General features: G+C 44.8%; 12 protein-coding genes and 1 pseudogene. 9 read left to right on the forward strand and 4 right to left on the reverse strand.

Annotation, left to right across the window (positions count from 1 at the left end):
• Positions 1-95: 95 nt before the first annotated feature.
• A complete protein-coding gene (locus ACU1JV_RS12195; RefSeq protein ID WP_016821060.1) occupies positions 96-722 on the reverse strand; it encodes an FMN-dependent NADH-azoreductase in 627 nt (208 codons plus the stop codon).
• A 240-nt stretch (positions 723-962) separates the two neighbouring features.
• Here ACU1JV_RS12195 and murI point away from each other — a divergent pair, with 240 nt between their 5' ends.
• The 6 genes and pseudogenes from murI to ACU1JV_RS12225 form a co-directional block, all read left to right on the forward strand.
• Positions 963-1,817, forward strand: coding sequence for a glutamate racemase (gene murI, locus ACU1JV_RS12200; RefSeq protein WP_058829543.1), 855 nt, complete (start codon positions 963-965; stop codon positions 1,815-1,817).
• A 90-nt stretch (positions 1,818-1,907) separates the two neighbouring features.
• On the forward strand, positions 1,908-2,759 hold the full coding sequence (locus ACU1JV_RS12205) for an aminoglycoside phosphotransferase family protein (protein ID WP_330706919.1): 852 nt from the start codon (positions 1,908-1,910) through the stop codon (positions 2,757-2,759).
• A gap of 14 nt (positions 2,760-2,773) precedes the next feature.
• A complete protein-coding gene (fosB, locus tag ACU1JV_RS12210) occupies positions 2,774-3,196 on the forward strand; it encodes a metallothiol transferase FosB (RefSeq protein WP_129549137.1) in 423 nt (140 codons plus the stop codon).
• A gap of 67 nt (positions 3,197-3,263) precedes the next feature.
• Positions 3,264-4,658, forward strand: coding sequence for an MATE family efflux transporter (locus ACU1JV_RS12215; protein ID WP_013370856.1), 1,395 nt, complete (start codon positions 3,264-3,266; stop codon positions 4,656-4,658).
• A 194-nt stretch (positions 4,659-4,852) separates the two neighbouring features.
• Positions 4,853-5,833 carry a S8 family peptidase gene (locus tag ACU1JV_RS12220; protein ID WP_058829545.1) on the forward strand — a complete coding sequence of 327 codons (981 nt, stop codon included), beginning with the start codon at positions 4,853-4,855 and terminating at the stop codon, positions 5,831-5,833.
• Between the two features lie 149 nt (positions 5,834-5,982).
• Positions 5,983-6,360: pseudogene (locus ACU1JV_RS12225) on the forward strand (tetratricopeptide repeat protein); the annotation flags it as partial.
• Between the two features lie 138 nt (positions 6,361-6,498).
• On the opposite strand, the gene budA reads toward ACU1JV_RS12225, so the two are convergent.
• Both budA and alsS read right to left on the reverse strand, forming a co-directional pair.
• Positions 6,499-7,245 carry an acetolactate decarboxylase gene (gene budA / locus ACU1JV_RS12230; RefSeq protein ID WP_013370859.1) on the reverse strand — a complete coding sequence of 249 codons (747 nt, stop codon included), beginning with the start codon at positions 7,243-7,245 and terminating at the stop codon, positions 6,499-6,501.
• 163 nt (positions 7,246-7,408) lie between these two features.
• Entirely contained in the window at positions 7,409-9,112 is a 1,704-nt protein-coding gene (gene alsS, locus ACU1JV_RS12235) for an acetolactate synthase AlsS (protein ID WP_172800005.1), read from the reverse strand.
• A gap of 520 nt (positions 9,113-9,632) precedes the next feature.
• On the opposite strand from alsS, the gene uxaC reads away from it, so the two are divergent.
• The 3 genes from uxaC (at position 9,633) to ACU1JV_RS12250 (ending at position 13,701) form a co-directional block, all read left to right on the forward strand.
• Positions 9,633-11,057, forward strand: a complete 1,425-nt coding sequence (gene uxaC, locus ACU1JV_RS12240) for a glucuronate isomerase (protein ID WP_413986006.1) — start codon at positions 9,633-9,635, stop codon at positions 11,055-11,057.
• Positions 11,058-11,208: 151 nt separating this feature from the next.
• A complete protein-coding gene (locus ACU1JV_RS12245) occupies positions 11,209-12,609 on the forward strand; it encodes a glycoside-pentoside-hexuronide (GPH):cation symporter (RefSeq protein WP_013370862.1) in 1,401 nt (466 codons plus the stop codon).
• A gap of 87 nt (positions 12,610-12,696) precedes the next feature.
• A complete protein-coding gene (locus tag ACU1JV_RS12250; RefSeq protein ID WP_013370863.1) occupies positions 12,697-13,701 on the forward strand; it encodes a LacI family DNA-binding transcriptional regulator in 1,005 nt (334 codons plus the stop codon).
• 87 nt (positions 13,702-13,788) lie between these two features.
• Here ACU1JV_RS12250 and poxB read toward each other — a convergent pair whose 3' ends face one another.
• On the reverse strand, positions 13,789-15,513 hold the full coding sequence (gene poxB, locus ACU1JV_RS12255) for a ubiquinone-dependent pyruvate dehydrogenase (RefSeq protein ID WP_413986007.1): 1,725 nt from the start codon (positions 15,511-15,513) through the stop codon (positions 13,789-13,791).
• Positions 15,514-15,718 lie beyond the last annotated feature (205 nt).

The raw sequence follows: 15,718 nt of genomic DNA on the forward strand, positions 1-15,718 counted from the left end.
ATCAGGGAAGTACGTGTTTTTTATATTTTGTAACAAAAAAAGAGGATATCCATCCCATAAAGGGTGCGGATATCCTCTTCTCATCATATATATAATTAGAACGATTTTGCTGCGTCTACTGCACGTTGTACGGCAGAAGCAACGATCTCTTGTGCTTGGTCAGGAGCTTGGTTATGTCCTTCCAGTACAACCTTCACGATGTCTTTTACGCCGAAGAAGGTTAAGATGTTACTCATGAAGTTCAAAGACATTTCAGCAGCAGCAGCAGGCCCTTCGGAATAAACGCCGCCTCTTGCATTCAACAGGGCTACTTTAGTGTCAGTTACAAGACCTACAGGACCTTCAGCAGTGTATTTGAATGTTTTACCAGCTTGGTTCAGGTAGTCAATGTATGTGTGCAGTACAGCTGGAATAGTCATATTCCAGAGTGGGAAAGCAAATACGACTTTGTCTGCTGCCAAGAATTGATCCAGGTAACCATTAGCGATGTTTGCCAGGCGAGCTTCTTCTGCATTCAGCTCCATGCCTCTTGCGGATTTGAACGTACCGTTGATCATGTTAGCGTTCAGATAAGGAAGTTCGACGGAGAACAGGTCCAGCTCAGTGATTTCATCAGATGGGTGAGAAGACTTGTAGCTTTCCACGAATGCGTTATACAATTTAACTGTTGCGGATTCTTCAGCTGTACGATCATTAGCTTTGACAAATAATACTTTAGACATGATTTTATTTCCCCCTAAGTAAGTTGAATAAGTAAGTTTAGTTAGTAAGTTACCACGTAATATTACAATATAAAGATAATATCTGTCAACACTTCTATATTAAATTTACTTTGGACAGCTACTTTATTTTTTACACTGTAAAATTTGCGTGTTTCTTTTGCAAAATATCATTTTTGCGGTAAAATTTAAATGTAAAGTCTAATGAAGAGAATGCTTGGATAGGCGAAGAAGGAAATGAACATGGTGCCAGCAAGATATAACACCATAGTTGAACGAAAAAAGGTGAGTAGCTTGAAGATAGGTTTTTTTGATTCGGGATTGGGTGGAATTACAGTATTGTCTGAGGCGCTAAGACGTTTGCCAAACGAAAATTTTGTTTACATGGCGGATACGCTTCATGTTCCTTACGGAACGAAAACACCCCAAGAGGTGCTTGGTTATGTCAAGGCTTCGGTACAAACGATTCTAAAAGAGGATATTAAGGCATTGGTGATTGCCTGCAATACGGCTACAAGTATCGCGGTGGCAGAGCTAAGGAAGGAATATAAATTTCCGATTATCGGAATGGAACCAGCAGTGAAACCAGCGGTCGAGATGAACCGTGCCAATGGTAAAAGAGTTCTGGTGCTGGCGACACCGTTGACTTTAAAACAATCTGGTTATGCAGCACTGGTATCCAGAGTTGACGATCATGGAAGTGTGGACTCACTGCCTTTGCCGGAGCTAGTACAATATTGCGAACAGTTGAATTTTGACCGAACAGAATTGTTCAATTATTTTAACCATAAGCTGTCTTCGTTTAACCTAGATATTTATGGTACGGTCGTATTGGGATGTACACATTATCCATTCTATAAGGAAATTTTGAGAGAACTGCTGCCTTCTCATATTCAGCTCATTGATGGGAGCCACGGAACGGTCAAACGCTTGAAACAGGTGCTGTCCGAGCGTAATTTGCTGGCATCCCCGGTAAAAGTGGGTCAACCGCAGGACGGACACGTCACTTTTCTATGTACCAGTCAGGATGAGACCTATGTCCATAAGATGGAGCGGGCGCTTGAAATCTATGCGGAGCATGAAAAAATCTATTTTTAAGACAGAACGGCTGGCGAACAGGTGGGCTAGATCAGCAATCCGAAGCGCCAGCCGCATTATTTATGGATCAGATGCATAGGGAGGTTTTACATGGACATTCAACTCATCCTGAATGAGCTTTATGAAGCAGGCGTGCTTGAAAGCCGTATGCAAAATCTCAAACCGCTGACTGGCGGAACTTCGAGTGAAGTGGTTGTTGTTATGGACGGTACCAGACCACGATATGTAATTAAACAAAATGATCCCGCGATTGTAAAAGCCGAGGCAGAATTTTTACTTACCTATGCACAGATTGAGAAGCTATCTCGAGTGATTTATGTAGATTCCCTACATCGTTATTTGGTATATGCGTTCAAGCCAGGATTCACTAGGCAATATAGTGAAGGAAATAAGGGTGATTTGCTGCTCAGTCTGGCGACAGAAGTCATTGCACACTACAAATCCCTTGGAGAAGAACGCGAGTATGGTTATTCGGATCATCCGTTTGTGGAATGGAGAGATTTTCTGCTTCACAGAACAAAAGAATCCGAAAAGATTATACAAGACGTTTTACCCCCAGAGAATCATCGGTTCGTCCATACTCTTGTGGCCGGATCGCCGCAACGGAATCTTAAATATTTGCTTCATGGCGATTTCGGAGTACATAATTTTGTGTTTGCAGAAAATGGTACATTGACAGGTATTATTGATCCTGATCCAGTAGTGGGAGAGCCTCTGTATGATTTGATATACGCCTTTTGTTCTTCACCGGATAGGCTGACCGTCGATACCATTTTGCCAGCGGTAGAGATGCTTAGGCCAGAGATGACAGGGGAATATGAGCTGAACAGGGAAGTGCTACAGGGATTATACTTTCGTATAGCTACCTGCATTCGCCATCATCCGGGAGATTTAGGCCAATATACAGAAGCGTGGAACTACTGGCTGAACAGGGTTCGCTGAAAGGAATAGAAAGCATGAATATACAAGGATGGAATCACATTTGCTTTTCAGTGTCTAATTTGGAGAAGTCTATACAATTCTATCAGAATGTACTGGATGGAAAACTACTCGTTAAAGGACGTAAGCTGGCTTATCTGGATTGTCTAGGAATGTGGTTGGCTCTCAATCTGGAAGAGGATATTCCGAGAAATGAAATTCATCATTCCTACACGCATATTGCATTTTCGGTAGCGGAAGCGGATTTTGAAAGTATGCTTAACAAGCTGAGAACACTTAATGTCACCATTTTGCCTGGACGGGAGCGGAATGAACAGGATAAAAGATCAGTCTATTTTACAGATCCAGATGGACATAAGTTCGAATTCCACACAGGACAATTGCAGGATCGCTTGGAATATTATAAAAATGCTAAAAAACATATGACTTTTTATGAATGAGTAAGCGTTATCAAAAAATGATGAGCAAATTTTGATTTTACATACGGGAGCGGAGGAATACAGAAGTATGTCATTGTCGCAGGAAAGTGGCTCCAAGCAAGCGCAGGCCGTCAAAACGATGACGGTTTTCGCAATTACTTGGCCGATCTTCATAGAAATGCTGTTTCATATTTTGATGGGTAGCGTGGATACATTCATGCTGAGCCATGTTTCAGATGAGGTTGTATCGGCTGTCGGTGTATCCAGACAGTTGATTGAATTTACGATTATACTCTTCAATCTGCTTGGTCTTGGAGTAGGTGTGATCATTGCTCAGTTATTGGGTGCGCAAAAGCATGTGGATGCAAGCCGTGTTACCGCATCGGCACTAACCTTTAATCTGGTATTTGGCCTGGCGCTAAGTTTGATGTTTATCGTAAGCCGGGATTTTTTATTATCCTTCTACCATATTACTCCGACAATCAAGGAAAATGCAGAAATCTATATGATGCTGGCAGGGGGTTCGCTGTTTCTGGAAGCCCTTATGCTAACCGCAGGACCGGTCATTCGCTCGCATGGTTTTACCAAAGATACGATGATCGTAGGCATCGGCATGAATATATTGCATGTTGTGGGGAATGCATTGCTCATATACGGCTGGTTTGGTCTGCCGCAAATGGGAGTGGCGGGAGCAGCGATTTCAACGGTTATTAGCCGCGTCGTAGCATGTGTGTGGATTTTTATCCTGCTGTACAAACGTGTAAGTGCGCCCATTCGTATCCAATATTATGTACAGCTTCAATGGAGCAAGCTGGTGGCGATCCTCAAAATTGGTATTCCTGCCGGGCTGGAATGGCTTTCTTATCAGCTTAGTCAAATGATGGTGACCCGATTTGTCAGCTTTATGGGTACAACAGCGATTGCAACTCACTTCTATACGAATACGATTGTGTATTTTTTTATGGTATTTGGAATGGCCGTCGGCGAGGGAACCGAAATTATTGTGGCTCGCCTGATTGGAGCTGGAGACAAGGAAAAAGCATATCATCAACTTTTACGTAGCCTGAAATGGTCACTAGTCATTACGATTGCTGTGATCGTGGCTGTATCCTTTTTCCGATATGAAGTGATGGCAATCTTTACGGATGAGCCAGCGATCATTCAATTAGGGGCAGCGATTTTGTTGTTCTGTATATTGCTAGAGCCGGGCCGTGTGTTTAACCACGTGGTCATTAACTCCTTGCGAGCAGCAGGAGATGTTCAGTTCCCGTTAATGATGGCCATCATTTCAATGTGGGGGATTAAAATCCCGTTAGCATATGTGCTAGGCATTCATATGGGATATGGTGTACTGGGTGTGTGGATTGCACATGCATGCGATGAATGGGTACGAGGTATTTTTCACTATTTACGCTGGAAAGGCCGGAAATGGCAACACAAATCGCTGTTATCAAAGGCTGAGTTACAAGCGGAATCAGCATAAAGCTCATAGAGATACTAGAGCAGACATTTTCCAATTGAATTGGTTGATGTCTGTATTTTTTTGCAAAAATAAGAAAATTGGGATATTCAAACTTTTCAAAAATTGCTAGAATATAGTAACCTCGAACACAGTAGAGGTTTTCAAAGTTTCAAAGACGGATGGTTTCCGATTGAATCCATGAAGGAGGGAATAAGATGGAACGTAAAGTGCATATCATTCCTTACCAAGTGATCAAGCAGGAGCAACAAGTGAATGAAATACCGCGAGGGGTGGAGCTGATCCAGGCTCCTGCGGTATGGAACCAGACTCGAGGCCGAGGAGTAAAGGTAGCGGTGCTGGACACGGGCTGTGATTCGGACCATCCGGATCTGAAGGCACGCATTATTGGTGGCCGCAATTTCACGGATGATGATGAAGGTGATCCGGAAATTTTCAAGGATTACAACGGTCACGGTACACATGTGGCAGGAACCATTGCGGCAGCGGAAAATGAGGATGGTGTCGTAGGTGTCGCCCCGGAGGCGGATTTGCTCATCATCAAAGTGCTAAACAAGCAGGGTTCCGGTCAATATGACTGGATTATCCAAGGTATCTATTATGCGATTGAGCAAAAGGCAGACATCATCTCGATGTCGCTTGGCGGCCCTGAGGATGTGCCTGAACTTCATGAAGCAGTAAAAAAGGCTGTAGCCAGCCAAATCCTGGTCATCTGTGCAGCTGGAAATGAAGGAGACGGTGACGATAGAACGGACGAGCTCGGCTACCCCGGCTGCTACAATGAAGTAATCAGCGTAGGTGCTATCAACTTTGACAGACATGCCTCAGAATTCAGTAATTCTAATAATGAGGTGGATTTGGTTGCACCAGGAGAAGATATTTTGTCCACCGTTCCGGGCGGAAAATATGCGACCTTTAGCGGAACTTCGATGGCTACTCCGCACGTAGCAGGTGCATTGGCGTTGATTAAGCAGCTGTCAAATGCAAGCTTTGAGCGTGAACTCACCGAACCGGAATTATACGCCCAACTCATCAAACGCACGATTCCACTCGGCAATTCTCCTAAGCTTGAGGGCAACGGACTGCTGTACTTGACAGCAGTGGAGGAGCTTTCCCGTATTTTCGACACGCAACGCGTAGCGGGAATATTGAGTACAGAATCATTGAAGGTTAAATAAGTCGTAACCACGGATTATAGCGACTCTCCTAAGCGGAGAGTCTTTTTGTGCGCTTCATATATTTGGCACACCTCCATTTACATCGCATTCATATGTCGGGTAACATGTATTTTAAGGAAATAGTAAAGAACAAAAAGTGGGGAATTAGCATGGATCATATGATTGAAAAAGCCAGCCAGCTAAGACATACAGGACAGGCCAAGGAAGCGCGTAAGCTTCTATTAGAGGCGCTGGAGCAGGAGCCTAAAGATGCGGAGCTATGGTATCAGACAGCCTGGACGCATGACTCATTGGGCTTGGAGAGGGAGGCGGTTCCCTTTTATGAAAAAAGTCTAGGTATGGCACTATCCGCAGAATCCAGGAGAGGAGCCATCCTGGGATTAAGCAGTACATATCGTGTACTGGGAGAATACGGGAAGGCCATGGAGGGGCTGCTCATGGAGTTAGCTGAAACGACTGCTGACATATCCATACAGGAGTACTCCCGTGCAATTCAATATTATGCTGATAAGTTGGACCAGATCGAGGGCATAAGTGCATTGTGTATATGCGTTTCCTACATAAAAAGATCACAGTCAGAGAGCATGAAGCCTCTTTATCTGACTGTGATCGTTTGCTATTTATTATCTAGCTATAGGACCGTATCTGGATGAGCTATGCTGCAATTATTGCGCACCCTCAGTAACAGCGATTTCTTTCTCCAGGTTTTCTCTGGACAGGTTGGCGGTCAAGTAATCCGGTGTATCGGGTAGCACAAGATGTAGATTGGATTTTTGGCAAATGCGAATTGTGCACTTGTCGACAACAAAATCAAAAACATGCCCGCCTCCAGTGCGTTCATCATTGATAAAATGGAGATGAAATCCGGCTACTCCAATCCCTTGGGCGTAAGCAGGTGTCCAAAAGCCTGTGATCACGCCGGAAGCGTCATTAAAAGTAAAGGTAGGCTGTGACTTGGTTGCTTCGATAAAAGGTTTGTAAGGCTTCACTTGATGAGGCACGGTACGTGTCTTTACTTCACGAAAAGTGCCATCCATACGGAATGCATAGAACAGATTCCGGCTTGGAAACAGCTTTAGCAGCAGAGCTTCCAGCTCTTCACGGTGCATGGGATGATCAACAGTATATGTGAAATCTTCGCGGAAAAAGGTGACGGTGGAAAACGGAGTGGTTTCTTCCGGTTTTACGCGATGGGCCGTACCGTCTGGAAGCAAGTGATAAAATTCACCATCGAACGCGATCATCTCGCCATTCAGTTGATCAAAGGTACCGAGTCCAAAATCCCCGTGCTTTTGCAGCTCCTCAAAGGCAACAACTCCGTCATAAAGACCATCTAATAAAGCAAGCATGGTGGACGTTTGGTAAATATCATGATCAGTTTCTTGCTTGGTTTCCAGTTCTGCAACGGTCATGGCAATACACTTCCTTATTATAATTGTATGCATTTATTTTTGTTCTTTTTCAATAATAAACGTAAAATTTCAGTAAATAACATAAATAACTCAAAAAAATCATTAAAAAAACCTCAAACTTCCTAATTGTCATAAAGCCGCCACGAGTGATCCGTAGTCAAGACTAGTTTAATTGGTTTGGCAGCAGCTTGCGTCCCAATTGGACATTATCCTGATAGTCAATCGGGATATCAACGACCACAGGACCATCCGTAAGAAGTGCCTGCTGCAATACGCTTTCCAGTTCTTCAGGAGAGTGCACGCGTAATCCGGTAGCCCCAAAACTTTCTGCATATTTGACAACATCGACATCTCCAAATTTTACGCCAGACGTTCTGCCGTATTTAATCTGCTGTTGAAAGGCAACCATGTCATAGGTACCATCTCTCCATACAATATGCACAAGCGGAGAGTTAAGGCGTACAGCGGTTTCCAGCTCCATGGATGAAAAAAGGAAACCTCCGTCTCCAGAAATAGAAACGACTTTTTGACCAGGATTGACGAGTGTAGCAGCAATCCCCCAAGGCAGTGCTACGCCCAATGTCTGCATTCCGTTGCTGAATAGCAGGCGCCGCGGTTCATACGAACGGAAATAACGTGCCATCCAAATGTAGTGTGAACCGACATCACAGGTGACTGTGACGTTATCATCAATCAGGCTGCGAAGTGTGCGAATAAATTGCAATGGATGAATCAGAAAATCATGCTTGTGGGCTGGAACAGCTGCTTGCTCGTTCAGATCATGGCGTAGACGATTCAATTGGTCGCAGGAGGATTTAGGTAGCTTTAAGGTAGGTAACTCTTCTGCGAGTCCACTCACAATCAGGCCTATGTTCCCGATTAATTCGTAGTCTGGTTGATAATCATGATCAATATCGGCTTGATGGTCATCCAGATGAATGAGTGTTCGGTTTGCCGGAATGTTCCAGTTTTTTGGGTCGTATTCGATAGGATCATAGCCAATCGTCAGTACCAAATCTGCGGCTCCAAGAAGCATATCACCCGGTTGATTTTGAAACAGCCCCACTCTTCCAAAATAGTGGTCTTCCAGTTCACGGGAGATGGCTCCAGCGGCCTGGAAGGTTTCGACAACAGGCAGATCTGTATCTCGAATAAGAGCACGGATAGCTGCGGTGGCTTCAGGCGTGCTGGCTTTCATACCGAGAAGAAGTACGGGCAGCTTAGCTTTTCTGATTTGGTCTGCGACTTGTTTGATGAGCGCGGCAGGGGCGGTTCCAAGTTGGGGAAGGGAAACCTTCTCAATGGCTGTTACTTCGGATGACGAAGTCAACACGTCCTGCGGCAGGCTGACAAATGTGGCTCCAGGCTGGGCTGAGGTCGCAATCCGAAATGCATTAGCAATTGCTTCGGGTACATTATCGGGGTGTTCTACTTCAACACTGTATTTGGTGATGGGTTCGAATAGTCCGGCATTATCCATAGATTGATGTGTGCGTTTCAAGCGTTCGGATCTTGGGACTGCACCCGCAATGGCGACGACAGGATCACTTTCTGCATTCGCGGTGACAAGTCCTGTCGCCAAGTTAGACGCGCCTGGACCTGAGGTAACAATGCATACGCCCGGTTTACCGGTTAATCGACCGACCGCCGCTGCCATAAAGGCGGCATTTTGTTCATGACGACATACGATCAATTCGGGCCCCCGATCTTGAAGAACATCAAAAACAGAATCGATTTTGGCACCTGGAATGCCAAAAATATGGGTAACCCCTTGCTTGATCAAGCAATCGACAACAAGGTCGGCTCCTTTTGTATCGGATATAGTTTTAGTTTCAACAGCTTGCACTTTTGTACTCAATGCTACCACCTCTTCTTCTTCGTCTGTGAAATAAATTAATGAAATACTTTCAATGTAAATCAATGGATGTATATTGCAATTATAATACAATAACTGGTATTTTCAAGAAAGAAATTTTCAGAAAAAAGAAGAAAATCATATAAAACGTTTTCAAAGTTTGATTTATCGCGGAAATTAAAATTTGTGGAATTTTCTTGTGGTTTCGGTTATCGAGAAGGGTTAAGAACAGATCTCCCCAAAGGGGGGGAGATCATTTTTATCCGCTCACATGATAAAAATCACTTTCCTCTACAAAGGATAGCGGTTACAATGTAATTGTTGTTAACGTAAACATTAAATTTAAGGTGAAGTAAACCAGTATGACATGATGTACAGGTATCATATTATAGCTGTATTGCCCTGTACAAATCATATGGATTTCTTACTGCTATGGACAATGTAATTGTTAAAAGGAAAGTAGTGTCTCGGGAATTTTTGTTAACGTTAACAAATAGCTAAGAAACATGATTATAGAAGGGATGAGAAAGTAATGACCAAAACGTTTTTAGACGAAAACTTTTTGTTGAGCAATCCAACGGCTGAAACCTTGTATCATCAGTATGCCAAGGATATGCCGATTATTGACTATCATTGTCATTTAAGTCCACAAGAAATTTATGAAAATAAAAAATTCAAGAATATTACGGAAGCTTGGTTGTACGGTGATCATTACAAGTGGAGACTTATGCGGGCCAATGGGGTCGAGGAGCGATTGATCACGGGTGATGGTGAAGATTATGACAAGTTTCTGGCTTGGGCCAAAACTGTTCCTACATTGATCGGTAACCCGCTGTACCATTGGACGCATTTGGAGCTTCAACGCTTTTTTGGTGTCTATGAGTTGCTGAATGAACAGAACGCACCTGTGATCTGGGAAAAGGTAAACCAAAAGCTGCAAGGACCGGGCTATGGGGCACGTGATTTGATTGTGAACTCAAAGGTAACTGTGGTGTGCACCACGGATGATCCGACCGACCATCTCGAATACCACAAACAAATTAGCAAGCTGACCGATTTCCCAGTAGCTGTGTTGCCAAGTTACCGTCCCGATAAAGCTTTGGAAATTAATCGTGAAACCTTCCAGCCATGGGTGGCTCGATTGGGTGAAGTCAGCGGATTGGATGTTTCCGGGTTTGAAGGATTTTTGAATGCGCTGGCAAGCCGGGTGCGCCATTTTCATGCTGCCGGAGGTCGGGTATCTGATCATGCGCTGGATACTGTAGTTTTTGAAGAAACAACACCGGAGGAAGCAGCAGCCATATTTAGCAAGGCGCTGGAGGAAGGCCATGTGACTCCTTTGGAAGAGGCGAAATATAAGTCGTACGTTCTGGTCTTCCTTGGCAAACAGTATGCAGAACACGGCTGGGCGATGCAGTACCATATTCATGCGCTGCGTAACAACAACACTGCGATGTTCCGTCGTTTGGGACCGGATACAGGCTATGATGCTGTAAATGATGGCTCCCTCGCTCGTCCACTGGCAGCATTACTGGACGCACAGGAACTGGCAGGAGGATTGCCGAGAACCATTTTGTATTCGCTTAATTCGGTTGACTATCCAGTATTGGCAAGTCTCGCAGGCAGTTTCCAATCCGGCGGTACAGTAGGGAAAATCCAGTTTGGTACCGCATGGTGGTTTAACGACCATATCGAAGGCATGCAGGAGCAGATGAAGCTGCTGGCTAATTACGGAGTGCTGTCCCGCTTTATTGGCATGCTGACGGATTCCCGCAGCTTTCTATCCTACACACGTCATGAATATTTCCGCCGTATCCTTTGCGATTTAATCGGAACGTGGGTTCAGGAAGGCAAGGCCCCTGAGGATCTGGAACTGCTCGGAGCCATGGTACAAAATATTTGCTACAATAACGCCGAGCAATATTTTAACTTCCCAACGGTTGTTCATAGTAAGTGATGCTACTCTCTAAAGTGAGACCTCACTAACTTCAGAGAAAAGGAGCTCTTGCTAGGAGCTTGTACCAAACTCCCGGCAAGAGCCATTGAAAAACAAAATAGATATCAATGAATATGTGAAAATAATTACAAGTATAGAGGAGTGTGTAGGTATGGGAGTGCCTATCGTGCAGGAGAGCGTCCAAACTGACAACAAGACAGGTGAGCATATTAGCCTGAAAGAAAAGATTTCGTATGGTATGGGTGACTTTGGAAACGGATTCATGTTTGATTTGGGGCAGCTGTATTTGCTGAAATTTTTTACGGATGTAGCAGGGGTCTCTGCTGGAGCCGCCGCAGGCATTTTCTTGGTCAGCAAGCTGTTTGCCGCCGTCTGTGATCCTATTGTCGGGTCCTTTGTTGATTATCGCAAACATATCGGTACACGTGGAAAATTTAGACCTTTTCTTATCGTTGGAAGCGTTATCCTTGCAATTCTTACGATTCTTACCTTTATTTCGCCGAATATTTCACCCACAGGCAAACTCATTTACGCCTACGCGTCCTATATGATCTGGGGGATCGGCTACTCTATTGTTAATATTCCATACGGCTCGCTGGGTGCTGCCATTACGCAGGATACTCAGCAACGTGCTTCGTTGTCATCTTTCCGTCAGGCAGGATCACTAGGCGCATTATTCGTAACCAGTGTCGTGGTCATGCCGCTTATTTTATTGTTTCCTAACCATCATGTCGGCTATCCGGTAGTCATGGGGATTATGTCATTCATTGGTGTGATCGCTTTCATCATATGTTACCGTGGAACGAAAGAACGTATCATTAGCCAGTCCGGGCCAAAAGAGAAGCTATCTTTAGGCGTGATTGTGCATACCTTTACGAATAATAAACCCTTGCTGGTACTCGTTTTAATGACGATTTTCACCATTTCCGCTTACAATATCAAGTCCGCACTGTTGATCTATTTTGCCGAATATAATTTGGGGCATGTAGAATTAATGGCATATATGAATTTTATTATTATCGGTTCGTCGCTGCTGGGTGTATTGTTCCTGCCCAAACTGGTACGGCGCTTTGGTAAACGAAAAACAGCCATCTTGGGAATGCTGGTTAGCGTCATAGCCGATTCCATTAACTTTTTGATGCCTTCCAACGTATATATTTTCACAATTCTGGCGAGTATTTCGTTCATTGGTATTAGTATTCCCAACGGGGTTACCTGGGCATTTGTGTCCGATATTATTGATTACGGCGAATGGTCATCCGGGGAGCGCAAGGAAGGGATTACCTATTCACTATTTAACTTTTCACGTAAATTGGCTCAATCCTTGTCTGGCTTTCTATCGGGTATTGGCCTGGCGCTTGTCGGGTATGTACCGAATGTGGTTCAATCCTCTGGAACGCTGCTTGGAATCAAAGCCTTGCTTTGTCTTTATCCGGCTGTTGCCTTGGCTTTGGCCATGCTGGTAATCGGTAAAATGTACAAGCTGACGGACAGCAGACATGCAGAAATGGTTCAAGAATTACAGCGTCGACATGCGGACAACCGCGTATAATTTGTGAAAGTCTTCTTTTCCGGGCGGCTCCTGTGGTATGGTGGGTATATAATCTTTTTAGAGCCTCACTAAGGAAAGGATACGTATATGGCAGCTACTATTAAAGACATTGCCAAACTGGCTAATGTTTCCCATACAACCGTCTCCCGGGCGCTCAATAACAGCCCGCTGATTAAAGAAGATACGAAACGCAAAATTATGGAGTTGGCAGAGCAACTCAATTACATTCCAAATTACAATGCTAAAAGCCTGGTTCTCCAGCGCTCGCATACGATCGGCCTGTTTTTCACCAGTATTTCTGAAGGCACCAGCTCCAGCTTTTTTGCGGATACCATCCGTGGAGTTAATAACGTCATCGGGGTGGATTACAATCTGTTTGTGCGAGGAATTGACGATTACGCTGATTTTTCTGCTATTCATCGCAAGCGTTTTGATGGCATCATTCTGATGAGCCAAAGCGAAGCGGACAACCCTTTTATTTATCATGTACTAGGTCAAGGCATCCCGCTAGTTGTACTGAACCGGCAGGTGTCCGGAGCCGGGATTGTAAATGTGATTTCTAATGATAAGGAAGGCTCCTATGAAGCTGTTTCCTTTCTCATTGAAAGCGGGCATGAACGCATTGCGATCATCGAGGGGGTAGAAGGCTTCAAATCGACCCAGCAACGCCGCGAGGGTTTCATGAATGCATTAATTGATCGTGGTAAGCCAATCCGACACGAATATATCGTGCAGGGTCACTATGATACTGAAAGCGGAAGTCTGGCAATGAAGCAGCTGCTTGCCTTGAAAGAACCACCGACAGCGGTGTTTTGCTCTAACGATGATATGGCTATTGGTGCGATGAATGCGGTATTTGAAAACGGCTTGAAAGTACCAGAGGATATCTCTGTCATTGGTTTTGACGATATTGGTTTCTCGATGTATACGACTCCACCATTAACGACGGTCAAAAGACCGATTGAGCAGATTAGCGAGCGCGGAGCCGCTTGCATTCTGGAACGAATTCAGTCACCGTCCAATGAGGGCGAGCTTATATTTATGGAAACCAGGCTCATGAAGCGGAAATCGACGGCAGACAGACCACGCTGAGTTTTGTTATGTAAAAGAGGCAGGAACAATGCTCAAGCACTGTTCCTGCCTCTTTTTTGTTAAAATGAGCACTGCTTCGTCATGTATTTAACGAAAGAGATTGGTTTTAGCCAGTTCAACAATCTCGTCTCCGCGTCCGTTCAGCACGGCTTTCATCATCCACAGTGTAAAGCCTTCTGCTTGCTTAAGATTAATTTTAGGTGGCATGGACAGCTCCTGACGGTCCACCACCACATCTACCACAACAGGGCCGTCATGAGCCAATGCTTGCTGAATGGCATCCTCCAACATCGTAGGATCTTCAACCCGAATGCCCTTGAGTCCCATGGCTTGCGCTACAGCACCAAAATCAGGGTTAACCAGTTCAGTCCCGTTTTCCAGAAATCCGGCTGCTTTCATTTCCAACTCGACAAAGCCAAGAGCGCCATTGTTGAAAACAATAACTTTTACAGGCAGTTGATGCTGTTTTAGGGTGAGCAGGTCGCCCATCAGCATCGTAAGTCCGCCATCGCCTGAGAGGGCAATCACCTGTCGGTCAGGCTCAGTGGCCTGCGCACCGATTGCCTGCGGCAGTGCATTTGCCATCGTACCATGATTGAAGGAACCGAGAAGTCGGCGCTGACCGTTCATTTGTAAATAACGCGCTGCCCATACTGTGGGAGTACCGACATCACAAGTGAAAATAGCATTTTCCTCGGCGGTATCACTAATAACTTTGGCGAGATATTGCGGATGGATCGGCATATGACCTGGCTTACCAACCGCCAGATCGTCCAGCTCCTGGCGTACCTTGGCATAATGAGAGACGGTTTTTTCCAAATGCCTGGAATCATGCTCTGACGTTAAATGAGGAAGCAGCATTTCCAACGTTGCTTTTACATCTCCGCATAAACCATACGTCAACGGAGTGCGTCTGCCGAGATGGGACGGCTCTATATCTACCTGTAGGACAATCGCATCTTCAGGATAAAATTGTCTATAAGGAAAGTCTGTTCCAAGCATGAGCAGAACGTCACAATCTATCAAGGCATGGTACCCGGAAGAATACCCGATCAGTCCCGTCAATCCAGCATAATAAGGGTTGTCATATTCCAGATATTCCTTGCCTCGCAGAGCGGATACCATGGGAGATTTTAGCTTGTCACACAGCTGCATAAGCAAGTCGTGAGATTGAGCACATCCAGCGCCACATAGCAGCGTAATTCGTTTACCGTTATTCAAATATTCGGCCAGCCGGGAAATTTCAGAAGCGGACGGATGGACGACAGGTGCTGTGGGGTGATAGACATGTTCAGGGGTGGGCACCTTTTCCGCTTCCAAAGCTGCTACATCACCGGGAAGAACAATGACGGAAACACCTGAACGTGAAACTGCCTCCTGAATAGCCATGGTCACTGTTCTTGGAATTTGACGCGGTGTCGTAATTACCTCACAAAAGTGACTGCATTCTCCAAAAAGATGCTCGGGGTGCGTAGCCTGAAAATATTCACTTCCGATTTCATCACTTGGAATATGAGCCGCAATAGCGAGTACAGGCACCCGATTACGGTGGCAATCATATAAACCATTAATCAGATGCAGATTTCCGGGGCCGCTACTACCGGCACATACGGCAATACTGCCACTAAGATTAGCATCTGCTCCGGCTGCAAAGGCAGCCACTTCTTCGTGCCTTACATGAATCCATTCAATTTGACCATTGCTGCGAATGGAATCAACCATATTATTTAATGAATCTCCAACGATGCCATAGATCCGCTTGACCCCTGCATTGACCAAAACTTGTACAATAGTATCTGCGATTGTCTTCATAGATGCTCCTCCTGCCTAGTAAGTAGTGTTATCCTATCCGTGCTTTCTTGCGTCTATTCTGCTGAAATGTATATATGAACAAGGTCTCGGGAGAGGGTAATAGTTAGCCTTAACCGCCTTGGAACAGGTGCGAAACAACACATGAAGGACAATATACTTGCAGATTTTTATATAAACGTGTATGTTAACGTGTTCATATTATTGT

The organism is Paenibacillus sp. T2-29 (assembly GCF_052921365.1).